General features: G+C 49.9%; 20 protein-coding genes. 9 read left to right on the top strand and 11 right to left on the bottom strand.

The window, feature by feature from the left end; all coding sequences use genetic code 11:
- Positions 1 to 24 precede the first annotated feature (24 nt).
- Together metL and metB are read right to left on the bottom strand one after the other, a co-directional pair.
- Positions 25 to 2484 (bottom strand): bifunctional aspartate kinase/homoserine dehydrogenase II, encoded by a 2460-nt coding sequence (gene metL, locus ACTHY5_RS02450; protein ID WP_441875908.1) that lies wholly within the window; start codon positions 2482 to 2484, stop codon positions 25 to 27.
- A complete protein-coding gene (gene metB, locus ACTHY5_RS02455; RefSeq protein ID WP_441875910.1) occupies positions 2484 to 3644 on the bottom strand; it encodes a cystathionine gamma-synthase in 1161 nt (386 codons plus the stop codon). The genes metL and metB overlap by 1 nt, the downstream gene beginning before the upstream one ends.
- Positions 3645 to 3841: 197 nt before the next feature.
- Between metB and metJ the strand changes: the two genes are divergently transcribed.
- Complete coding sequence (metJ, locus tag ACTHY5_RS02460) at positions 3842 to 4174, top strand: met regulon transcriptional regulator MetJ (protein ID WP_441875967.1); 333 nt, start codon at positions 3842 to 3844, stop codon at positions 4172 to 4174.
- A gap of 110 nt (positions 4175 to 4284) precedes the next feature.
- On the opposite strand, the gene cysQ is transcribed toward metJ, so the two are convergent.
- Together cysQ and nudE are read right to left on the bottom strand one after the other, a co-directional pair.
- Complete coding sequence (gene cysQ, locus ACTHY5_RS02465) at positions 4285 to 5124, bottom strand: 3'(2'),5'-bisphosphate nucleotidase CysQ (protein ID WP_441875913.1); 840 nt, start codon at positions 5122 to 5124, stop codon at positions 4285 to 4287.
- A gap of 2 nt (positions 5125 to 5126) precedes the next feature.
- The gene (nudE, locus tag ACTHY5_RS02470) at positions 5127 to 5684 is read right to left on the bottom strand and encodes an ADP compounds hydrolase NudE (RefSeq protein WP_441875915.1); all 558 of its coding nucleotides are present in this window, start codon (positions 5682 to 5684) and stop codon (positions 5127 to 5129) included.
- A 169-nt stretch (positions 5685 to 5853) separates the two neighbouring features.
- Between nudE and hslR the strand changes: the two genes are divergently transcribed.
- The 3 genes from hslR (at position 5854) to pckA (ending at position 9073) form a co-directional block, all read left to right on the top strand.
- The gene (hslR, locus tag ACTHY5_RS02475) at positions 5854 to 6249 is read left to right on the top strand and encodes a ribosome-associated heat shock protein Hsp15 (RefSeq protein ID WP_441875917.1); all 396 of its coding nucleotides are present in this window, start codon (positions 5854 to 5856) and stop codon (positions 6247 to 6249) included.
- A gap of 177 nt (positions 6250 to 6426) precedes the next feature.
- Positions 6427 to 7290, top strand: a complete 864-nt coding sequence (gene hslO / locus ACTHY5_RS02480; RefSeq protein WP_441875920.1) for an Hsp33 family molecular chaperone HslO — start codon at positions 6427 to 6429, stop codon at positions 7288 to 7290.
- Between the two features lie 169 nt (positions 7291 to 7459).
- On the top strand, positions 7460 to 9073 hold the full coding sequence (gene pckA / locus ACTHY5_RS02485; RefSeq protein WP_441875923.1) for a phosphoenolpyruvate carboxykinase (ATP): 1614 nt from the start codon (positions 7460 to 7462) through the stop codon (positions 9071 to 9073).
- A 38-nt stretch (positions 9074 to 9111) separates the two neighbouring features.
- On the opposite strand, the gene ACTHY5_RS02490 is transcribed toward pckA, so the two are convergent.
- Positions 9112 to 11640: an EAL domain-containing protein gene (locus tag ACTHY5_RS02490; protein WP_441875926.1), complete on the bottom strand. Its 2529-nt coding sequence runs from the start codon at positions 11638 to 11640 to the stop codon at positions 9112 to 9114.
- A gap of 108 nt (positions 11641 to 11748) precedes the next feature.
- Complete coding sequence (locus ACTHY5_RS02495) at positions 11749 to 12657, bottom strand: LysR family transcriptional regulator (protein ID WP_441875929.1); 909 nt, start codon at positions 12655 to 12657, stop codon at positions 11749 to 11751.
- Positions 12658 to 12842: 185 nt separating this feature from the next.
- Between ACTHY5_RS02495 and ACTHY5_RS02500 the strand changes: the two genes are divergently transcribed.
- The 4 genes from ACTHY5_RS02500 to ACTHY5_RS02515 all read left to right on the top strand — a co-directional run bounded on the left by ACTHY5_RS02500 (position 12843) and on the right by ACTHY5_RS02515 (position 16838).
- On the top strand, positions 12843 to 15143 hold the full coding sequence (locus tag ACTHY5_RS02500) for an FdhF/YdeP family oxidoreductase (protein WP_441875932.1): 2301 nt from the start codon (positions 12843 to 12845) through the stop codon (positions 15141 to 15143).
- Positions 15144 to 15236: 93 nt separating this feature from the next.
- Entirely contained in the window at positions 15237 to 15770 is a 534-nt protein-coding gene (gene sodC, locus ACTHY5_RS02505) for a superoxide dismutase [Cu-Zn] SodC (RefSeq protein ID WP_441875935.1), read from the top strand.
- A gap of 354 nt (positions 15771 to 16124) precedes the next feature.
- Positions 16125 to 16610: an Lrp/AsnC family transcriptional regulator gene (locus ACTHY5_RS02510; protein ID WP_441810306.1), complete on the top strand. Its 486-nt coding sequence runs from the start codon at positions 16125 to 16127 to the stop codon at positions 16608 to 16610.
- A 27-nt stretch (positions 16611 to 16637) separates the two neighbouring features.
- Entirely contained in the window at positions 16638 to 16838 is a 201-nt protein-coding gene (locus ACTHY5_RS02515) for a hypothetical protein (RefSeq protein WP_441810305.1), read from the top strand.
- 82 nt (positions 16839 to 16920) lie between these two features.
- Here ACTHY5_RS02515 and ACTHY5_RS02520 read toward each other — a convergent pair whose 3' ends face one another.
- Positions 16921 to 17547: a DUF1826 domain-containing protein gene (locus tag ACTHY5_RS02520; RefSeq protein ID WP_441810304.1), complete on the bottom strand. Its 627-nt coding sequence runs from the start codon at positions 17545 to 17547 to the stop codon at positions 16921 to 16923.
- Positions 17548 to 17647: 100 nt separating this feature from the next.
- On the opposite strand from ACTHY5_RS02520, the gene zigA reads away from it, so the two are divergent.
- Positions 17648 to 18856: a zinc metallochaperone GTPase ZigA gene (gene zigA / locus ACTHY5_RS02525; protein ID WP_441810303.1), complete on the top strand. Its 1209-nt coding sequence runs from the start codon at positions 17648 to 17650 to the stop codon at positions 18854 to 18856.
- Between the two features lie 866 nt (positions 18857 to 19722).
- Here zigA and ACTHY5_RS02530 read toward each other — a convergent pair.
- From ACTHY5_RS02530 to ACTHY5_RS02545, 4 genes are all read right to left on the bottom strand, one after another.
- A complete protein-coding gene (locus ACTHY5_RS02530; RefSeq protein WP_441875938.1) occupies positions 19723 to 20652 on the bottom strand; it encodes a helix-turn-helix transcriptional regulator in 930 nt (309 codons plus the stop codon).
- A 191-nt stretch (positions 20653 to 20843) separates the two neighbouring features.
- Positions 20844 to 21101: a DUF3325 family protein gene (locus ACTHY5_RS02535; RefSeq protein WP_441875941.1), complete on the bottom strand. Its 258-nt coding sequence runs from the start codon at positions 21099 to 21101 to the stop codon at positions 20844 to 20846.
- Entirely contained in the window at positions 21095 to 22579 is a 1485-nt protein-coding gene (locus tag ACTHY5_RS02540) for a PepSY-associated TM helix domain-containing protein (protein ID WP_441875944.1), read from the bottom strand. The genes ACTHY5_RS02535 and ACTHY5_RS02540 overlap by 7 nt, the downstream gene beginning before the upstream one ends.
- Before the next feature lie 32 nt (positions 22580 to 22611).
- Positions 22612 to 22887 (bottom strand): hypothetical protein, encoded by a 276-nt coding sequence (locus ACTHY5_RS02545; protein WP_441875947.1) that lies wholly within the window; start codon positions 22885 to 22887, stop codon positions 22612 to 22614.
- Positions 22888 to 22913: the final 26 nt, after the last annotated feature.

Genomic DNA, 22913 nt, shown 5'->3' on the forward strand with positions numbered 1-22913 from the left:
GGGCGCTTGGTGCTCGGCGCTGATTTATTTAAAACTGGCCAGCAAATTCCATAAGTCTGCCTGCATAGCACCGGCGGTCACTTCGCGACCCGCCCCTGGGCCTTGGATCACCAGTGGGTTTTGTCGATAATGCGTGCTCTGAATCGCATACACATTATCGCAAGGGCGTAAGTAGGCAAAGGCATGATCGGCCTTAACAACTTCAAGCCCCACACTTGCTTGACCCGTTTTCGCATTAAAGCGCGCGACATGGCGCAATACACCGCCTTGCTCTTGTGCCCCGCTTAGTGCCTCGGCTAAGGGCTCATCTAATGCCGTTAACTGATTAAAAAAGCCCTCTTGATCGACTTCTGCCAAAGACTCAGGCACCAAGTTTTGCACCTTAACTTGGGCCGGATCTAAATCAAAGCCCGCTTCCCGCGCTAAAATGACCAGCTTACGCTTCACATCTTGACCGTTTAAGTCTTCTCGTGGATCAGGCTCAGTCAGCCCCTGTTGCCATGCTTGTAATACCAGCTCAGAAAACGGCTGACTGCCATCAAAGTGCTGAAACAACCAGCTTAGGGTGCCCGAAAAAAGACCACTAATGGCACTGATTTTTTCACCGGATTGCTGCAACTGTTTAATACTGCTTTGCACCGGCAACCCCGCCCCCACTGTCGCGCCACTTAAAAACTGCACCTGATGTTCGGCTAAGCATTGCTTAAAATGCAGATAAAAATCTTGCTCAGATGCCCCAGCCAACTTATTAGCCGCCACAATATGGATATGCTGCTCAACCAAGTTAGGGTAATACTGCACTAGGTGTTCCGAGGCGGTAAAATCAAGCGCAACTAGCTGATCAAAACCATGCTCAGCTAAATGATCCAACCAGTTCGGCCACTCTAGTGCTTGTGGCTGAAAGTCGTTCAGTATCTGCTCAACCGTTAAGCCTTCACCGTCCACAACGCCACCGCGAGAGCCAAACGCGCCGTACAAAGTAAGCGTGACATTCAACTCTTGCTCTAGACGTGTTTTTTGCTCTTGATACAACTTAAGCCAAGCTTTACCGATATTGCCACGGCCAAATAACAATAATCCCACACGTTTAGGCCGGCGAAACAAACTTTGATGTAGCAACTGCAATAATGGGTCTAGAGGAATTTTTCGCACAATGCCTACTAAGCTGAGGCCATTTTTAGCGGGTTGAATAAATTCTAGCGGCTGAGCATTTAACGCGTGGTAAAAGTGCAAACACTGCTCAGGCTGAGCCGTAACGCCTTTACCCACTAATGCCACCAACGAAAAGCCTTCTCGCTCTTGTAAATCTTCAAAGCCGCCAGCGGGCTGATGATCGCGCAATAAAGAGAAAGCTTGCACTGCCTGCTCAGGCGTATAGGCAATTTGCCACAGCTTACGCTCAGGCCGACGCTTACACGCCAATGGAGCCAGCTCGCGGCGGGTTAACCACTCAGTTAATGCATCAACTTTGTCGTGATAACCACTAGAAATGGTCATTTCAATTAATACGGCATCATCAACACAGGTCACAATGCGCGCCCCGGGTTCACGAGGGTGTTGGCGTAAAATGCGAGTATGACCATCATGGGGATGATAACTGCTGCGCAAGGTTAATTGCTGCTGACTATTGGCCACAGGCCCTAAGGTGCGACTGTGTAAAATCGGTGAGCCTAAGCGTGCCAGCTCCGCCGCCTCCGATAAAGACAGCCGAGCCAGCAACTGAGTGCCTTGCACACGTCGCGGATCGGCACTAGATACACCGGGCACATCACTCCAAATGGTGGTCTCGCTACTACCGGCAAGCTCGGCCAGTAAGGTGGCACTAAAGTCAGAGCCATTGCGCCCTAATAAACAGCTTCTCTGTTGCGCATCAGCACCAATAAAGCCTGTAACAACCAGTACTTGCTCCCCCTGCGCGGCCAAAATAGGCTGCAACTGTTGACGAGAATAGTCCTCATCTACTTGCACAGGTGAACCACTCACGCGTAAAAAACGGCGGGCATCCACACTGGCCGCCGCTATGCCTTGGTTAAGTAATAGTTGCGCCAATAAGCGTGACGACCACACTTCACCAAATGCCTGAATAAAGTGTTGCTGGTATTTATCTAGCTGCTGCTCTTCTAGCACAGTAGCAATAAGATGAATGTCGTCATCTAATTGCGCGAGTAACGGCGACTGCTCATCATCAAGAGTATTAATAATCAGCTGTTGCTGAAAATTGTAGATCCCCTCTAATGCCGTGGCCGCAGCGCTATCACCACTGATAAATAAATTGAGTAGCTCAATTAATTGATTGGTGGTTTTACCCGATGCCGACACCACCACCAAACAGCCCGGCGTTGGCAGCTGTGCAATAATGTTAGCCACTCGGTGAAAGCCGGACGCATCCGCTAAACTACTACCACCAAATTTATGCACCGGACGTAGTGTTGGCTTGAGTGTCGGACTTGGTGTCGCTACAGCCTCACCTTGATACTGAACCATTACGTATTTAACACCTTAAATGCTTGGTCAAAATCGGCGATCAAGTCGCGAACATCTTCAATGCCCACAGACACACGCAATAATTGATTAGTAATGCCCGCAGCAAGACGATCTGCCTCTGGCATAGCGGCATGAGTCATGGTCGCCGGATGAGCAATGAGACTTTCTACGCCACCTAGCGATTCGGCTAAGCAAAATAATCGTAGTTCAGCCAAAAACGCCCGCATACCGGCATCATCTGTGTCTAGCTCAAAGCTCAGCATGGCACCAAAGCCAGACTGCTGACGTGCAGCTATCTCGTGGCCTGGGCTATCAGGCAGGCTGGGGTGATACACCGCTTTGACGGCTGGCTGCTGTTGTAAATAAGTTAAAAGTGCATCGGCATTTTCACAGTGCTGGCGCATGCGCACCCCTAAGGTACGTAAGCCTCGTAGGGTTTGATAGTTATCAAACGCAGGTCCTGTAACCCCTAAACAGTTGGCCCACCAGCGCAGCTCTTCGGCAAGCTCAGCATCAGCGGCCACTAAGGCGCCACCCAAAGCATCGGAATGACCATTAATATACTTGGTGGTGGAATGCACCACTAAATCGGCACCCAAGGTCAGGGGCTGCTGTAATACGGGAGATAAAAAGGTGTTATCAACCACACTTAACGCGCCCACTTCTTTGGCCGCGGCACATAATGCAGCAATATCCGCCACCCGTAATAAAGGGTTAGAGGGCGTTTCAATCCATAGCATTTTTGGCTTTTTCGCCATGGCGGCGGCTACCGCAGTCTCGTCCGTTTGATCGACGTATTCCACATTAAAGTGGCCTTTTTTGGCAAAGGCATTAAACAGACGATGGGTGCCGCCATAACAGTCGTGCGGAGCAATCAGCAAATCACCAGCATTCAGCTGAGAGGTAACAATTAGGTTAATAGTGCCAGTGCCATTAGCGGTCACTGCGCCACCCGCGCCTTTTTCAAGTAGCGTTAGGGCATCAATTAAGGTTTGGCGAGTAGGGTTACCCGAGCGGGCATAATCAAAACGACGCTGCTTATCAAAATCGGCAAACGAGAAAGTACTACTAAAATAAATAGGCGGCGTAACGGCGCCGTGTTGAGTGTCGGTATCAATACCGGTACGAACGGCATGAGTTTGAGTCTGGTAATCTGGCATATTTGCTCCTTTGCCCACTAAACAGCATCCGGGTCTGTCGACCCTTATTGTATAAAATTATCTAGTGTGACAGTAACCCAGCCCACACAAGCCGTCAAGCCACCCAGACGTCCAAACCTCTTAGCTGTTGGATTGCCAATATAGAATGTAGGGGTTACAATCTTGCTCGAATTTTTTAACCTTGATGCGGGTAAATGATGAAAACGAAATGGAACGGCGATTATATCAGCCCTTATGCCGAGCACGGCAAGAAAAGCGAGCAAGTAAAAAAAATTACCGTCTCCATACCGCTCAAGGTATTAAAAATATTAACGGACGAGCGTACTCGCCGTCAGGTAAATAACCTGCGCCATGCCACTAACAGCGAGCTGCTGTGTGAAGCATTTTTGCACGCATATACCGGACAACCGCTGCCACAAGACGAAGATTTACGTAAAGATATGCAAGATCAAATTCCCGCTCATGCGCGCAAGATCATGGCCGAGCTTGGAATTGAAATAGAAGATTTTGAAATAGCCGACGACGAATAAACCGCGCAACTGACAGCTGAAAGCTCTCAGCCTTAAGCTGTCAGTTAAAGAAAAACACCCAAACCAAACTGCCTGTTTAGCGCAAATCTGGCCAGCTTAAAGCTGACCGCTTACGGCTTTGTCTGCTGGCCATGGCCTTCTGGGTCAACCAAAATATCAGCCCAAGGCAAAGACGCATCGCCCATGGTAATAAAATTGGGGTTAATCAGCGTATGGCGGCGGTTATAGCTCAGCGGCGCTAAATATAAATCTACAATCCGCCCCCCTGCTTCTTCCACTATGCACTGAGTAGCGCCCGTATCCCATTCGCCGGTTGGCCCAATGCGCATATAAATATCCGCACCGCCCTCCGCTACCAAACACGACTTTAACGAACTAGAACCCAAAGGCACCAAGCTATAGTCTAACTCTGTGGTTAAACAGGCTCGCACCCAATCCACATTTTGGCGGCGGCTTACCGTAATGCGCAGCTGATTCGGTGGCTGATGCGCATCATAATGGCTGGCAAAAATAGCGTGAGTTTCACCATTAGCTTCTTTAAAAGCACCTTGCCCCGACACGGCATAATAAAGCAAGTCGTTAACTGGCCCATACACCACACCTAACACAGGCTTTCCGTGATCAATTAAGGCGATCATAGTAGAGAAATCACCGCTACCGGCAATAAATTCCTGAGTACCGTCTAACGGATCCACCAGCCAATACTGGGGCCAACTACTGCGTTCAGTTAATAATACATCGCAGCCTTCTTCCGATAACACGGGAATATCGGCAATCTCTTGAAGCGCCACTTTTAAGTAATCATGTGCCGCTAGGTCGGCACTGGTCACAGGGCTATCGTCGTCTTTATTTTCAGCTTCATATTGCCCTGTGTTATACAAGGCTAAAATAATACCGCCAGACTCTCGAGCTGCGGCGATAACCTTAGGTAACAAGGCAGAGATATCCATGCTTACTCCTTTTTATCGAGCCAGTCTTGCAGCAAAAACAACCCACAAATACTGCGCGCTTCACTGAAATCGGGCTGGGCCATCAACTGATCGATACTATCCAGTGGCCAAGGTACTACTTCAAGTGGCTCAGGCTCGTCCCCCTCTCTTTGTTCAGGATACAGATCTCGCGCCAATAAGATATCCATTCGACTACCAAAATAGCCAGGTGCTAGGCTCACTTGTTTTAAATGTGTGAGCTGTCTCGCGCCATAGCCGACTTCTTCCATAAGCTCTCTATTGCCCGCCTCCATGGCGGTTTCACCTGGGTCGATTAATCCCTTAGGAAAACCTAACTCATAGCTGTGGCTACCTGCGGAGTACTCTCGGATCAATAAGATAGTCTTTTCATCCAGCATGGGTACCAGCATAACAGCGCCACGCCCGCTATTACGCATTCGCTCGTAAACCCGCTCTACATTATTACTAAACTTAAGATGTAGTGATTCAATCTTAAACAATCGACTCTCTGCCACCAGTTCTGTATGTAGTATTTGAGGTTTTTGCTTATTGTCTGCCATCTTTCTGTTCCATTGTTGGCTCAGCTTAGTCAAAGATTATCGCAACTGAGCCGCAACGTCTGCACCGATTAGCATGTTAGTCCACTATTATGTCAGCTTGACGTAAGCCTCACGCTTTAGCATCTGCTATTATCCGCTTATAATGGTCCCTGATTAAAGAGTGAAACAAATGAAGGAAGCCACTTGTAGCGTTCGTCTAGATAAATGGTTATGGGCGGCGCGCTTTTATAAAACACGTAGCCTAGCGCGCACCATGATTGATGGTGGAAAAGTGCATTATAATGGCCAACGTAGTAAGCCTAGCAAAGTAATAGAAGTGGGCGCTCTTGTTCGTTTGCGCCAGGGGCACGATGAAAAAGAAGTGCAAGTACTGAAGCTGTCTGAGCACAGAGGCAAAGCCGAACAAGCACAACTATTATATGAAGAAACTCCAGATAGCCTTAAAAAACGCGAGCAAAATGCCGAAGCACGTAAGCTCAATAGCCTATTTGCGCCCAGCCCACAGCGTAAACCCGACAAAAAAGAACGACGCTCTTTGCTTAAAATTAAACATGGGCAAGAATAACCCCTTGGGAGCGGTAAGCCGTCAGCTAATGCCCGCAACCAAGCCGTGCGTTAATTGAACGTGAGGCGTATAGCGCAAAAACCCTTGTTAGTCAGGATCTCGCCCCCATATTGAATATATAATCACATTACGATTTTTTAGTTTTAAACCAAGCGCCCTAGGCCGAGACAGGATTTTATGACTCAACCAATAGACACACTGCACCGCTACTTGTTTGACAACTATGAAGTGCGCGGCGAACTAGTTCAGCTGCAACAAAGTTATCAACAGGTGCTGGCATCTCAACATTACCCCGCTCCCGTGCAACGGCTACTTGGTGAGTTATTAACAGCCACTAGCCTGCTAACAGCGACCCTCAAGTTTGAAGGCCACATTAACGTACAACTACAAGGAGACGGCCCCGTCTCTTTAGTTGTAGTGAACGGCGATAATGCCCAGCAATTACGCGGCATAGCACGTTGGGAAGGAGACATTCCTGACACCGATAATTTGGCCGAACTAATGGGTAAGGGCTATTTAGCCATTACAATTACCCCAAACGATGGTGAGCGCTACCAGGGTATTGTGGAGCTTGGGCAAGACTCCCTTAGCAAAAGTATAGAAAGCTACTTTGCGCAGTCTGAACAGCTAAAGACGCGTATCTGGCTATTTACCGACCCACAATTAGAGCAGCCTCAGTGTGCCGGCATTTTGCTACAAGCGTTGCCTAATGTTCAAGAAGGTGACTTTGAGCACTTAGAAGCGCTGACTCACACTATTAAAGCACAAGAGCTACTCAGCCTAGAAGCCCATGAAATTTTATATCGACTCTACCATCAAGATTCTGTGCGGGTATTTGATCCACAACCAGTGAGCTTTCTCTGCTCTTGCTCTCGTGAAAAATGTGAACAAGCCTTGCTACAATTAGGCGAAGCAGAGGCAACTGATGTGGTCACAGAAGAGGGAAAAATCGAGATGAACTGCGATTATTGTGGCCAGCACTACCACTTTAATCTAGCTGACCTGCAAACTCTCTTTAAAGCACCACCGACCATTCACTAATATTGTTGACAATACCAAGGGGGTTTGTGCCCCTTTTTATATTAATTACCTATGTAAAACGCCAAATTTTGACCTTGATCCCCTAAATAAATCTGCTTTGCTGCTAGTCTTGCGTAACACATCATAGTGATATCTATGCGTAACCATTCCGCTCTTTTTGGAGATAACAATGACGTCCAAGGCACAGCAGCTCGGCCTTTCTGAATATGGAATTCACAATGCCAGTGAAATCCTGCATAACCCTTCTTACGAACAGCTATTTATTGAAGAAACTCAAGCTGATTTAACCGGCTATGAAAAAGGGGTCGAAACCAGTCTGGGTGCCGTTGCCGTTGATACCGGTATTTTTACTGGCCGCTCACCCAAAGATAAATACATAGTACGTGACGACATTACTCGTGACACTGTGTGGTGGGCAGACCAAGGTAAAAACGACAATAAGCCAATGAGCCAAGATACTTGGACGGCGCTAAAAGGCGTGGTAACAGAGCAGTTATCTGGTAAGCGTTTATTTGTGATTGATACCTTTTGCGGCGCTAACCCTGATACTCGATTAGCAGTGCGTTTTATTACCGAGGTGGCATGGCAAGCGCACTTTGTGAAAAACATGTTTGTGCGCCCTAATGAAGAAGAGCTAGCCAACTTTGTTCCTGACTTTGTGGTGATGAACGGTGCTAAGTGCACCAATCCTAACTGGAAAGAACAAGGCCTAAACAGCGAAAACTTTGTCGCATTTAACCTCACCGAGCGTATTCAGCTTATTGGTGGTACCTGGTATGGCGGCGAGATGAAAAAAGGCATGTTCTCTATGATGAACTACCTATTGCCACTAAAAGGTATTGCGTCTATGCACTGCTCTGCCAACGTGGGCAAAAACGGCGATGTAGCCGTATTCTTTGGCCTATCGGGTACCGGCAAAACCACGCTGTCAACCGACCCTAATCGCGCCCTTATTGGTGATGACGAGCATGGTTGGGATGACGATGGGGTGTTTAACTTTGAAGGCGGCTGTTATGCCAAAACCATCAAGCTGAGTAAAGAAAATGAGCCCGAGATTTACGCCGCTATTCGTCGTGACGCTCTACTAGAAAACGTAACGGTTTTAGCCGATGGCACCGTAGATTTTGACGATGGCAGTAAAACCGAGAACACCCGTGTTTCTTACCCCATTTATCATATTGATAATATCGTTAAGCCCGTTTCTAAAGCAGGCCACGCTAAAAAAGTTATTTTCTTAACCGCCGATGCCTTTGGTGTGTTACCGCCGGTGAGCAAACTCACTCGTGAGCAGGCTCAGTATCACTTCTTATCTGGCTTTACAGCAAAGCTAGCCGGTACCGAGCGTGGCATTACCGAACCTACTCCTACTTTTTCTAGCTGTTTTGGTGCCGCTTTCTTAAGCTTGCACCCCACTCAGTATGCAGAAGTGCTGGCGAAGCGTATGGATGCGGTCGGTGCTCAGGCCTATTTAGTAAATACCGGTTGGAACGGCACTGGCAAACGTATTTCTATTAAAGCTACTCGTGCCATTATTAATGCTATTTTAGATGGCTCTATTGAAGACGCTGAGTTTGTAGAACTGCCTTACTTTAATGTCGCCGTACCCACTCACTTGGCCGGTGTAGAAGACACCTCTATTTTAGACCCACGTAATACCTACGCTGACCCCAGCCAATGGGATGATAAAGCAACAAACTTAGCGCAGCTCTTTGTTGAGAACTTCGATAAGTTTACTGATACCCCAGAAGGTAAAGCATTGGTAGCCGCAGGGCCACAGCTGTAATACGCAGCTAATACCGATAAAAAAGGGTGGGCTTACGCTCACTCTTTTTTATTAGCGGCATTGTCTTGTTCACGATTCCATTGGGCAAGCCAGTCTAATATATGCTCTGGGGGGAGCGGCTGAGCAATACCATATCCTTGTACATATCGACACCCCAACTGCTGCAAGCGAGTCCCCTGCTCTACTAACTCCACCCCTTTTGCTGTTACCGTCATTTTTAACGCTGATGCTAATTGAATAACGCTTTCAACCATACTGACATCATGGGCATTAGAGAGCAGATCGTTAATAAAGCGGCGGTCTATTTTAAGCATATTGACCGGCAACTGATTTAGATGACTTAACGATGAATACCCAGTGCCAAAGTTATCTAACGACATGCAAATGCCTAACTTACGGCAAGCTTGTAACACGGCCACGCCCGCATTAATGTCTGCCGACACGGCACACTCTTGAAACTCCATCTCTAATAACGAGGGCAACACCAGTGGGTATTTAGCCAATAAGCAACTTAACTCCTCACTAAAATTGCTATGCATCAGTTGGCCACGGCTCACATTAAAACTCACTTTAAATGACCACCCTTGTTGACTCCAAATGGTCATTTGGCTGAGCACTTGCTCAACGACCCACATGCCCAGCTCAAACTCTAAACTCGTGCCCACCGCAATGGACAAAAACTCAGAGGGCACCAACAAGCCACGATTAGGATCGCGCCAACGCAACAAAGCTTCAAGCCCCATGACTTGGCGATTAAAAAGATCAATGGTAGGTTGATAATAAAGCAGCAGTTCACCTTGGCGAAAAGCACTTGTAAGCTGTGCTAATTGTTGCTTGCGATCTTGTTCTTGTAGGTGCAGTTTGGCATCAAAAAATACGTGGGTATGTTTACCCAGTCGCTTAGCTTGATACATAGCTTGGTCAGCATAACGCAGCAGCAACTCAGCTTCGCTTGCATCTTGTGGGTATAGTGCCACCCCAATACTGGCAGAAATCTGAACCGTTTGACCTTCTAACGTAAATGGCTGATTAATGATCGCCTGTACCCGTGTTAATATTTCATCGCATTCTAAACTGCTATGTAACTCGGTAAATAAAAGCGCAAACTCATCTCCACCTAAGCGTGCCATGGCATCGCAATTACGGGTCACTCCGCCTAAACGACGGCTAACCTCAATCAATAACCGATCCCCTGCAGCATGCCCTAAGTTATCATTCACTAACTTAAAACCATCTAAATCAAGATAACACACCGCCAATTGCCCCTGATAACGCTCCGCGGATGAAATCGCTTGCTCTAAGAGCTCACCAAACAATAATCGATTAGGGACCCCAGTTAATGCATCATGGCAAGCTTGGTGTCGCAATTCGGCTTCATGGTTTTTTAAGTAGGTAATATCAGAGAACACAGCGACATAATTAAGTGGCTGATCATACTCATCTTTCACCTTAGAAATAGCTAATAACAAGGCATAGCTTTCACCGTTTTTCCGTCGGCCAGATAACTCACTTTGCCAATGATCATAATGTTTAAAATGCAGGCATAGCTCTTCATAAAGCGCATTATCAAAGTGGCTATGTTTTAAAAAATCAGGAAGGCGTCCAACAGACTCTGCAAGTGAATAGCCCGTAATACGAGTGTATGCCGGGTTGATATGGGTAATCTTATGGTCAAGATCAATGATCATAATGCCATTATAACTTGACTCAAACACACTGGCCGCTAGACGCTGTCGACGATTAATTTCTTTTTGTTCACTAATATCATGACCGACATACAGCATATCGTTGTTTAATAACATGATATTGGCCCATAACACCGTCAGCTTATCGCCCGCTCGATTACTTGGGTGCCACTCTTGAAACCGAGAGCTACTGTGTTCTTTAAATATTCTTTTTACGTTCTGTTGTTCTTTTGGATCTGGATAGAACAAGCTAATGGGATCAGAGCTTTGCCTTACTTCATCAAAACTCCAACCAAATATCCGCTCACATTCACGATTCCATAACACACATTGGCCATCGCTATTAAATACATTTATAGGAATAGGTACATGATCAAATATTACCTTAAGGCGACTTAGTAATCGCCGTGTTGCACCTTCCCGCTTATGCTGACGAAGGCTACCGTGGCGTTCACCCCATAGTAAGGCGGCTTGCACGGCTAAGGTATCTAACCATTGGCGTTGAGAGTCACTTAGCACCAAACTATTATTGGCATATTTAAGAAATAATAAACCACTGAGGGCACCACGTTGAATCGGCACCGCCAAATAATGGCCAGTCTCGCTTTTACTCAGCTCAATAACAGGCTGGTAAAAATGTTCTTGCTGCCAAATATTGCGATACTCCGCTAAGGTGGGTCTAATAGTAATCGGCCAATAACGCCCCATGGCTAAAGAGGGGCTTGGCTCACTTGCCTGACAAAATGCAAAACAAGCAGACTCAGCGTGTGCGCATTCTGCGGCCCGCTCACACAATTGTTGCCAATCATACCCCCCTAAATCTTGGGCTGTTATATCGGCTACAGTGTGCAATGAATCATCCTGATTATATTGCCGTCGCATATCCGTGCTCACTGTTATGATTGCTGTTTGGTATTACACATTAAGTGAGCATCTATCTTGCTCACTCCCCACCTAACACTAAAGGCTAATAGCTAAGCATAGAACAGCTTAAAGATTTATGCTGGACTGATTGGATAAATGCCAATAATCCCTCGCCGTCTCAAAGAAGCCCTGTGCAAGTATGCTGGCTTGCTCATCACGGCGCATCACTAAGGCTCCCGTTCGTGTCATAGCAGGCAGGGTTAGCGCGCGTGTTTCCACGCCGGGTAACTCAGTAAATAATTGACTACCTGCCGGAATTAGCGCACAACCTAGCCCTGAGTGTACCGCGCGCATTAAGCGGTATACCGAATTAGAGGACAATACCGGCTGCAGTGTTATGCCCTGTTGGGCAAAAATGGTATCGAGATATTGCCGAAAATACATACCCTCTTTGGGTAAGCATATCGATAACTTAGCGAGATCTAATACCCTAGGAGAAGCCGGTATCTGCGAGCGCCAGCGTGAGGCAAACGCGACGACAACACCTTGCTCTGGTAGGGGAAGGCTCTTAAGCTTAGCTAACACTTCAGGTTCAAAAAAGCCGCCTCCTATATCTAGGCTGTTATTGTCTAACCCTTGTAAAATCTCATCGGCCGTCATGTCATTAATTTCAAAATTTAAGCTAGAATAACGCTGCTGTAAACGCGCTAATATCGGGCTTAAATCCATACAACTTAGGGGCACTAACCCTAAGCGTACTGTACCGGTCAGGCTGCCCTTCATGGCCGCAACATCTAACTTAAGGTTGTGGTAATGACTTAACAGCACACGCGCTTGTGCTAATACGCGCTCCCCTTCTGGCGTAAAGCCTTCAAACTGTTTGCCGCGGCGGATCAGTAGCACCCCCAGCTCGGTTTCCAGCTGCTTGATGCGCATTGACAGCGTCGGCTGAGTAATATGGCAAGCTTGAGCCGCTCGGCCAAAATGCCGCGCTTTGGCTAAGGCACAAAGATAATGCAGTTGCTTTATATCCATAATAGCCCTGACTTTTCATCAAGAAAAAATATGATTGAGTTGAATTTGATAAAGAAAATCTATCATACTATCAATCCTTTCAATTAGATCCCCTGTAATAGGCTGTCTACACTCACCTTATTCACTTATTTGGTTGCGTCTTATACAGCAGCTATGTCAGCCATCAACAGCAGCGGATGATAATAATGTCAAAAAAAATTAAGCCCTATCAAGGTCCGGCGGGTGGCTGGGGAGCCTTGTCTTCCACCACGCGTTTTGTTTTTGGCAGTCAACAGCCCGCAGCCAACATCCGTAACTTATTACGAGCTAATCAGGTAAAAGGGTTTGATTGCCCTGGCTGCGCTTGGGGGGATCAACCGGGTAAGCATTTTTCATTTTGTGAAAACGGCGCCAAAGCCATCAGTTGGGAAGCCACCAAAAAGCAAGTGACCCCTGCCTTTTTTGCACAGCACTCCCTTAGCGACTTACAAAGCAAAAGTGATTATTTTCTGGAGTATCAAGGCCGCATTGAACAACCTATGGTGCTGAATAGAGAGACAGATCATTATCAGCCTATTTCTTGGTCTGAGGCCTTTGCGTTAATTGCGCGTCATTTGCACGCCCTTGAACACCCCAATCAGCTCGAGCTCTATACCTCTGGTCGCGCCAGCAACGAAGCTGCCTATCTTTATCAGCTATTTGGCCGTAGTTTTGGCACAAATAACTTCCCTGATTGCTCCAATCTCTGTCACGAAGCCAGTGGGGTAGCGCTGACTGATGCCATTGGCGTGGGCAAAGGCACAGTCACTCTTCAAGACTTTGACCATGCTGATGCTATTTTTGTGTTTGGCCAAAACCCCGGCACTAACCACCCACGCATGCTGCACACACTGCGTAACGCGGCCCGCAATGGCGCCGCTATTGTGAGCGTTAACAACTTAAAAGAGCGAGGTTTAGAGCGATTTGCAGATCCTCAAAGTCCAATAGACATGCTCACTGCATCAGACTCGCGTATTTCTAGCCATTATTTTTGTCCGCGTTTAGGGGGAGATATGGCGGTGGTGCGCGGCATGGTTAAGCAGTTATTAGCTTGGGATAGCGCCGCGTTAGCTGACGGTAAAGCAGGCATTTTTGACCGCGACTTTATTGCCGAACACACCCAAGGTTTCAGCGCCTATATGGCTCAGGTGGATGCCACGCCATGGGAGCAAATCATAGAACAATCTGGCCTAACTCGGGCACAAATTACTCAGGCGGCCACAGTGTATGCAGGGGCCAAGCGGGTGATCATCACCTGGGCGATGGGCATTACTCAGCATCAGCACTCAGTGGCGACCATTCGTGAAATGACTAACTTACAGCTGTTATGTGGCCAACTAGGTAAAACCGGTGCCGGTTTATGCCCAGTGCGCGGCCACAGTAATGTACAAGGTAATCGCACCGTGGGCATTAATGAACAGCCGAGCACCGACTTTTTAGATAACATGGAGCACCATTTTAACCACCCCATGCCACGCCAGCATGGCCACAACGCAGTTGACGCCATTCAGGCCATGCTAGATGGAGAGTCAAAAGTCTTTATCGCGCTTGGGGGTAATATAGCCGCAGCCGCCCCCGACACTCAGGCCACCGCACGGGCATTAGCGAACTGCGAGCTTACAGTGCAAATTAGTACCAAGCTCAATCGCAGCCATATTATGGCCGGTAACACCGCATTAATTTTGCCCTGTCTTGGACGAACGGAACAAGATATGCAACAAGCTGGTGCGCAATTTATTACCGTAGAAGACTCTTTTAGCATGGTGCATGCCTCAGAGGGGGTGGCCAAACCCAATAGCCCACACCTGCGTTCAGAAACGGCCATTGTTGCGGGCATAGCGCAAGCGACCCTAGGCGATAAGCCCATTAGCTGGCACGCATTAACACAGAATTATGATTTAATTCGCGAGCATATGGCCGCTACCCTGCCAGACTTTGAAAGCATTAATGAGCGGCTCACACAGCCTGGCGGTTTTTACTTAGGCAACAGTGCGGCTCGCTATCAGTGGCAAACTCCCAATGGTAAAGCCAACTTTGGTGCCAGCCCCCTACCCAGCCAGTTAATTCCTGAGGCGATTACCGCCAAAGCCCAAGGTGTGCTTTCTACCCTGCAAACGCTGCGTTCTCACGATCAGTACAACACCACTATTTATGGCATGGATGATCGCTACCGAGGGGTGTATGGCCAACGCATGGTGCTGTTTATGAACCCGATTGAAATCAAGCGCCGTGGACTCAAAGAAGGCGACTGGGTTGAGCTAAGCAGTGTTTGGTTAGATAACATAGAGCGCAAGGTGGGCGGTTTTAAAGTTGTCGCCTATGATATTCCACCGGGTGATGTTGCAGCTTATTATCCAGAAACCAACCCTTTGGTGCCGTTGCACAGCGTGGGCGAGGGCTCCAATACCCCCACCTCTAAGTCCATTGCTGTTCTTATTACCAAACACATTGCCGCACGTATTATTTAAACATATAGCGGCAAGCATGACAGAGGTCGAATATTGGCGGCCGTTGCTCTAAGCTGATATGGCACACCTAATTGATAAAATAGGAGTTTTACAATGAAGCATGCTTTATTAACAACCACTATTTTAGCAGCAGCCATCAGTGGCTCCGCCTTTGCTAAAGACATAGAGATTAAAGTGCAGCAAGTAGATGCCCAAGGCACTGCGGCTGAGCTTGGCAGCATTGGAGTTAGTGAAACCGATTACGGTTTGCTGTTTACCCCCAAGCTGTCGGACTTAACCCCAGGCTTACATGGTTTTCATGTACACCAACACCCAGATTGTGGCCCTAGCACCAATGATGATGGCAAAGTGGTACCAGCAGGAGCAGCCGGAGGACACTTTGACCCCACCAACACCGGCCAACATTTAGGCCCGTATGATGAAAATGGCCATTTAGGGGACTTGCCCGCCTTGTATGTGGATAACGAAGGTCATGCCAATACCCCAGTTTTAGCCCCCAAGTTAACCACCTTTAGCGATATTCAAGGCCGCGCCATTATGATCCACGCCCACGGCGACAACTTTAGCGATAACCCCAACCCCTTAGGCGGTGGCGGGGCTCGCATGGCATGCGGGATCATTAAGTAACAGATAAGCTAATACTTGATTTTCATGCATAAAAAAAGAGCACCCAAGGTGCTCTTTTTTATCGGTCTTGCCGTTGTCTGTGCCGATTTGGCGTGATCTTGTGCATTGGGCTTGTGGCCCTGCTCCCAGCCTAACATTAGCTTAAAATGCGGCCTTTGTGGCGCTTGCCAATTTCCTAAATTGGTTAGCAACAGTTTCCGAAGGTAACGGTCTGTTTGTCTCCATAAGATGAAACTATAGTAGCGCAACACCGAGGGAGAGTGGTTGCAAATTAAAGGGGAAATGACGCTTTATTAGCAACAAATCACCCTTTATAATACTTATAATAAACAATTATTTTAATAGGTAGTCCGCTTGAGCAATCTAGTACAACTCGACCGTACAGATAGACGTATTTTAGAACTAATGCAACGTAATGGCCGCATTAGCAACCTTGAACTGGCAGAGCGCATTGGTTTATCGCCCTCACCTTGCTCGCGGCGGGTAAAAGCACTAGAAGATGCGGGGTTAATTGCCGATCATGTCACCTTGCTTAATGCCAATAAGTTGGGCCTAAGCTTACAAGCCTATATTCATATCTCACTCGACCGGCACACCCCAGAGCGCTTTGAGAATTTTGACGCCGCCATTAATGACTTTTCGGAAGTATTAGAGTGTGATTTAGTCACAGGCACAGAAGCCGATTATCAGCTGAAAGTGATAGTACGTGATATGGAGCATTACCAGCAATTTTTACTGGGCAAACTCACCCGCTTAAACGGCGTAACCGGCGTACGCTCAAGCTTTGTGCTACGACGTATCAAACACGAAACCGCGCTACCGCTGGATCATCTGGGGTGACGTGCTGGGAATAGGGAATAGGTTCCAGTGACCACGCTTCAGGTGGCAGACCTCACGAATGAAAGTATGTTTGAGCTGTTTGAACAAGGGGTAGATTTGGCCGGCTACCCGCCGACGTTCGGCATGAGCTGGCATCAGGTGAACCATCCTTTTTCGCTGTATTCACCGGTGCTGACGCACAATAACGGCCACGCCGCCAAACTTATTCTGCCCACTCGGGCGCAATGAACCCACTGCATACGCTTTGCTTCCTTTTTTCACACAAAGCGCCGCATTGTAAGGCCACAGCCAAAAATGTAAACCCGAGCGCCTATTCGGCAAAATCCAGTGACAAAAACAATCGTCGGTAACCGGTGGGCACCGGCGGTGAACGATGCCAAAGTCCCTGGCCGTCGTTATCTTGCCAGCCATCGCCTTTCATCAGCGCCACTTCACCAAGCACCAGCCGCTGCCACTGAGCCGGCTCTTGACCTGCCGCATTGAGCAATTGATTGCGCTGCACTCCATCCAGCCAATGGGTACCGGGGCCGCTATAGGTGGTGACTAGTCGGCAAGGAACCCGGTCTACATGAAAGCGCGGGCACATGGCCGTTTGCAGGCTGGCCAAGCGCAGGCCGATTCGATTCAAATCAAACAGACAGGCAAACATCTCGGCCAGTTGCTGCACATCCGCCGCCAGCCCGTCTCGCCCGGGCAAGTTGGGTAACCGAGTCGACAACACCGCCGATACCTCGGCGGGAGCCAACAGTTCGCGCATATTGATCACATGATGATGCCGGTTTAACTCAAGGGCGTAATCTCCAGCAGTAACGGGGAGCGATCGGTGCCAGATGGCCAGCTGACAATCAGGCTCGTAAATGTGGGTAAACACGCTGGGTGCAGTGCCCTGACGACTGATCTCGGTGAACGTATTGGCAGTGGGTGCGGCGCTGATCATGATTGGAGTAAGTTCCTTGAGGTTGTGCTTTCCTGAAAATATATTGTTATGTTATAACAGCAAGTAATATATTCAATCAAGTCACTAAACGGATCTTCTCATGTCGCATCATGCTGCTCTCCCCCGCCTGCCGGTGACCGTGCTCTCCGGTTTTCTGGGTGCCGGAAAAACCACTGTGCTCAACCACATTCTCAACAATCGCCTGGGGTTGCGGGTGGCCGTCATCGTCAACGACATGAGCGAGGTAAATATCGACGCCGCCACCCTTGGGCAGCAGGTCGCCCTGCGCTGGGGCGAAGAAAAGCTGGTGGAAATGAGCAATGGCTGCATTTGCTGCACTCTGCGCGAAGACCTGCTTATCGAAGTGCGTCGCCTGGCCGATGCCGGGCGTTTCGATTATCTGTTGATTGAATCCACCGGCATCTCGGAGCCGCTACCGGTGGCCGAAACCTTCACTTTTGCCGATGAAGACGGCACCAGCCTGAGCGACCTGGCCCGGCTGGATACCATGGTGACGGTGGTGGATGCGGTGAATTTTCTGGCCGACTTCAATGCAGCTCGAGACCTGCAAGACACCGGAGAAAGCCTGGGGGAAGACGATAATCGTAGCGTGACCGATCTACTGATAGAACAGGTGGAATTCTGCGACCTGCTGCTGATCAGTAAAACCGATTTGGTCTCTACCGAACAGCTGGCCGAACTGACCGCCATTCTGGCGAAGTTGAATCCACAGGCCGATATCATCCCCATCAGCCAGGGTCGGGTGGATATAGAGCGGGTACTGGGTACCCACCGCTTCTGCTTTGAACGCGCCGCCCGCGCCCCGGGTTGGATGCACACTCTGCGCGGTGAACAGGTACCCGAGAGCGAAGAATATGGCATCAGCAGCTTTGTCTATCGGGCGCGCACGCCCTTTCACCCGCAACGCTTTTACCACTGGCTACAGCAACCCGAGCAGGCAGGCAAGCTATTAAGATCCAAAGGCTTTTTCTGGCTGGCCAGCCGCCCGGACTTTGCCGGGCAGTGGAATCAGGCTGGCGGCATCGCCTATCACGGCGGAGCCGGACTGTTCTGGCATGCCATTCCTGCGGAAGACTGGCCGGACGACGAAGAGAGTCGCGCCCATATCCTGGCCAGCTGGCAGGAGCCCTACGGCGACAAGCGTCAGGAACTGGTGTTTATCGGCCAGGGGCTAAATCAGGCCGAATTATGCCACCAGCTGGACACCTGCCTGCTTAGCGAGCAGGAAATGGCCGAGGGTGAACATCACTGGCAGCACCTGCCCGATCCCTTCCCCTCCTGGGAATAACACCAATCTAAGTAAAAATGTGATCTGGTTTAAGATCGGATACAGAGGAAACAGAGTCTGCTCCCACGACACGCCTCTGGGCTAGCCATCTTTGCTGGGTAACAACTGCGAATATTCACAGGATATTCGTTTTATTACCCAACAAGGATACACGGCAACAAGCTGTCCCATACAGACTCAGAAATGCCATCCTTGTACCTCCTGGAAGGCTGCTTCGTCTCTTTTTTCGAGACTAAGCCGGGTTCATTTGAAAGATAGCTTTCTGGCTTTTAGTCCAGCTGAAAGCGGTCCAAACTAAATGAAAAGGCATCAGGATATTGGTCGCGAGCGCAGATAGCTATCTTAGCCAGCGTCAGTGGCTTAGAGCGGGCAATATCTGCAGCCATATCCAACATATTATCAGTCAACTTGGGCGGTCGGTCGCCTTTATGCCCAGTCAAAATGCCGACCAACCTCTTAGTTCTCCAGCCTTTTTCCTGTTGTAGATCGGTTGTTCGGTTGATCGCTTATCCGAAGCACCTGGGCAATCTGGACAACCGTAGAGCCATCATTCAGCGCGAGCAGTGCAGGCTCCCTTCGTCTGAAGTCTGGGAAAGGGTGATGTTTTGACACCTCCTTCAGCGTGACATTTTTTGGCTGTTAGTGGTTGTTCTAATAAGTGTCGCTTTATGTCTGGCCCACAGAATAGCATCAATAGTAACATGCAGGTATATCTCCAAACCATAAGGAATCGCGCCGTGCTTTGCCCTCCACACCTCGCAAGAGGTCAGGCCAAAACCAGCTACAAACGGAATGGTGATTTTATAATCTTCCCTGACCATTGAGCTATGCCAGATGACAGGATACCTATGCATCCGGCGATGAAGTCAGCGGATCAGGGAACTGGGTGCAACACCAAAGTGCTTACGGAAGGCAGTGGTAAAATTGGTTGCATAATTGTAGCCGGTGAAATGCGCCGCTTGCTGTACACTGAATCCTCTCAGCAGATAGCCACGGGCCATTTGCAGGCGCTGTTCTTTCAGGAAATCAAACAGCGTTTGCCCGTAACAGGCCTTGAATTTTCTGCGCAGGCTGCTCGGACTCATGGCAGCGGTTTGTGCCAGTTCGCTGAGGCTGTACTCCTCTTGGGGATGGGCCGCAATCCGCTCCCGAACACATTCCAGGCGCAACCGCTCCTGAGGATGAATACGCACCTCGCACAGTGAGGTGCGTGGCTCATCGAGCTGCAGTCCTTGCGACAGTATCTGCAGGCTCAGGCCTTCCAGGTAGAGTTTGGCCAGGCTCAAGTCGTTGCGAAAGAGCTGAAATCCCTGATACAGATGAGGGGGCAGTCGCCAGATGGACCACCAGTTGCCCTTACGTATCGGAGCTTGCAGCTGATCCAGTGCGGCATGATCCAGACTCAGGGTCAGCACCCGCAGGTTCTGCCCGGCCTGCTGCAAGGCATCAAACTGAACTTCTTTTCCCAAACTCAAGGTCAGCGCCATCTGCTCCGACAGTTCAACCGTTTCCCCCCCCAGCGTCAGCCTGACATGCCCTTGCAGCACAATAATGATGTTCAGTGGCGCGGGGTCAAGGGAGCTGGATTCATAAGGTTCCACAACCCGAACGTTGGAACAGACCAGCTGCATGCCTGGCCGCAATCCGAACTCTTCCACCTGGCCCTGCAGGATATTGCCCGAGCCATAGCGATCAGGAAAACGGTAATCCAGGGCATACCGCCGGCCAAAGGCAAGCAGATCCTGATGTGTAAAGATTTGTGTGCCCAATGGTTCTTGATAATGGCGGCTTGGCATGAGGGGATACAATACTCTGGCTGAATGAACGTCGGGATAAGTCAAAGGTGCATATTATTCAGCCAACACCAAAAATGCAAATCTAAATGATTATCATAAACTAAACTTTAAAGGCAGATTTCCAACCAGGCCTCAGCTCCCGTTTTCGCCGATCCCGCCAGCATCGGCTGGCCAAGCGCATGGCAAGTGCGTTACCGAGCCTCACGCCGTCCCAGGATCCGCACCAGAAACACCACGCCGGCACCGGCACTGAGGTATCCCAGCCACAATGTCAGACCCAGTCCGGGACGCCAGCCACTGAGCGCCGCCATCAGCCCCACCAGCAACAGCAACCAGCCCGACCAGAACAGATCACGCCGCTGCCAGAACCTCCCTCTGGAGGAGGCCATCGCCAGCAGCTGAAACCCAGACATGGAGAGGATAAAAACCACCAGATGCGCCATCAGCATGCTCGCTTCTTCCAGGCAAACCTGAACATCAGTGCCGCCAGCACCAGACACGTCAGATCAAAACCAACAAACAACCAGTCACCGGCCATCAGACTGACGACAAACCCTCTTTCCGTGGTTACCAAGTTCAGCACAGGCAGGCCCAGCAGCAGTATGCCGGCCAGCCCCAGTTGTTCGCGCCAGCCGGCGTGCAAAGGCCGGATAAGTGCATGCACAAGCATGCCCAGCCACACCAGAAACAGCCCGTGAATTTCCCACTGCGCTCGCTCTGGCCACGCTGCGGGCAACAACCGGTTCAGCCAGAACAGCGCCACAACCGCGGTCGGAAAGCCGGCCAGGGTTACCAGGTTCAGCCGGTCGACCAGCCATAATCCCGCAACGGAATGCGTCGGTTTCCCGCGTCGCTTTACCGACCAGACAATTAATCCGGACGCCAACATGCCACCCCCTGCAGCACCCAGCAGGGCATACAGCCAGCGGGCAGGCCAGTCGGCAAAGCGCCCCAGGTGCAGCCCCAGCAGAATACCGTAGGTATCGTAGGCTGGTGCCGGGACTTTCTCCCGCAACCGTTCACCACTAACACCATCAAACACCTGAAATGGCGGATGCCCGCTGACACCCAGCTGTTCCGGCTGGTCGCTGCGGGCTTCCATCACCACTTTGGCATGCCTGTCACCGGGGTTGGAGACCTGAACCCGGCCAACCTCAGCGCCCTGCCAATGTGCCTCAGCCTGCGCCAGCAAGGAAGGTAATGCCACCATAGGGGCCCGCTCACCGGAGCCGGGCTCCGCCGGCAAAAAGGCAAACACCTCGCTGAGCAGGTGTTGCTTCTGCTGCGGTTCTGGAAACGCCCGGTCCAGCCCCCAAGGGACATACAGCGCCATCATGGTGACCAGCCCGGTGTAGGTGATCATCAGGTGGAAAGGCAGCGCGAGCACAGAAAAGCCATTGTGTGCATCCAGCCAGGAGCGCAGGCCTTTGCCCGAGCGGAAGGTAAAGAAATCCTGGAAGATTTTCTTGTGGGTAATAACGCCGCTGATCAGCGCCAGCAGCATAAACATGGCCGCAATGCCCACCAGATAACGGGCAAAGAGAACGGGCAGGTAGTGCAACTGGAAATGGAAACGGTAGAAGAACTCCCCGCCCCGGGTTTCCCTGACCGGAATCATCTCCCCGTTAAGCGGGTTCAGAGAGGCCTGGCCCTGCCCGAGCGGGCCCCGCCAGTTGAGGTGAACCAGGCCATCACGCGAGTCCGGCAGTTTTACGGTCCAGTGACTGGCATCGGCAGCCTGCTGCTGTAGGTAACGGGAGGCCTGCTCAAGCACCAGATCAGACTGGACAACCTCGGAGACAAAAGGCCGCTCAGGCTGCATCCACAGCGAAATTTCCTGACGAAAGAAGCTCAGCGTGCCACTCAGAAAAATGACAAACAGCAACCAGCCCAGCAACAGTCCCGTCCAGCGATGCAACTGCGCCATGCGCTGGCGTACACGCCCTCCCAAAGGCGCAATCACAAGGCAACCTCCTGACTGAAATACATCAGCAAGCCTCCCGCAGGCAACAGTCCCAGACAGGCACTGCGCAGGCTGCCCGCAACAAACACCCAGATAACCGTGGCCGCAAAAACGGCAAACCCCAGCAACATACCAGTCATCACCGCTTGCTCTGGCGGCCAGGGTAAGACCAGCACCGCAATGCTGCTCCAGCGTGTCAGCAGGAAAGCACCGACGATGGCAAGAAGTGTCCTGAGGAGGGGAGCTGGGTAAAATCGAACCTTATCCGTCATGAGCCAGTCCTATAGAAGTGTGAGAG

Origin of the sequence: Oceanisphaera sp. (assembly GCF_052084945.1) — a bacterium.
Classification (GTDB): Bacteria; Pseudomonadota; Gammaproteobacteria; order Enterobacterales; family Aeromonadaceae; genus Oceanimonas.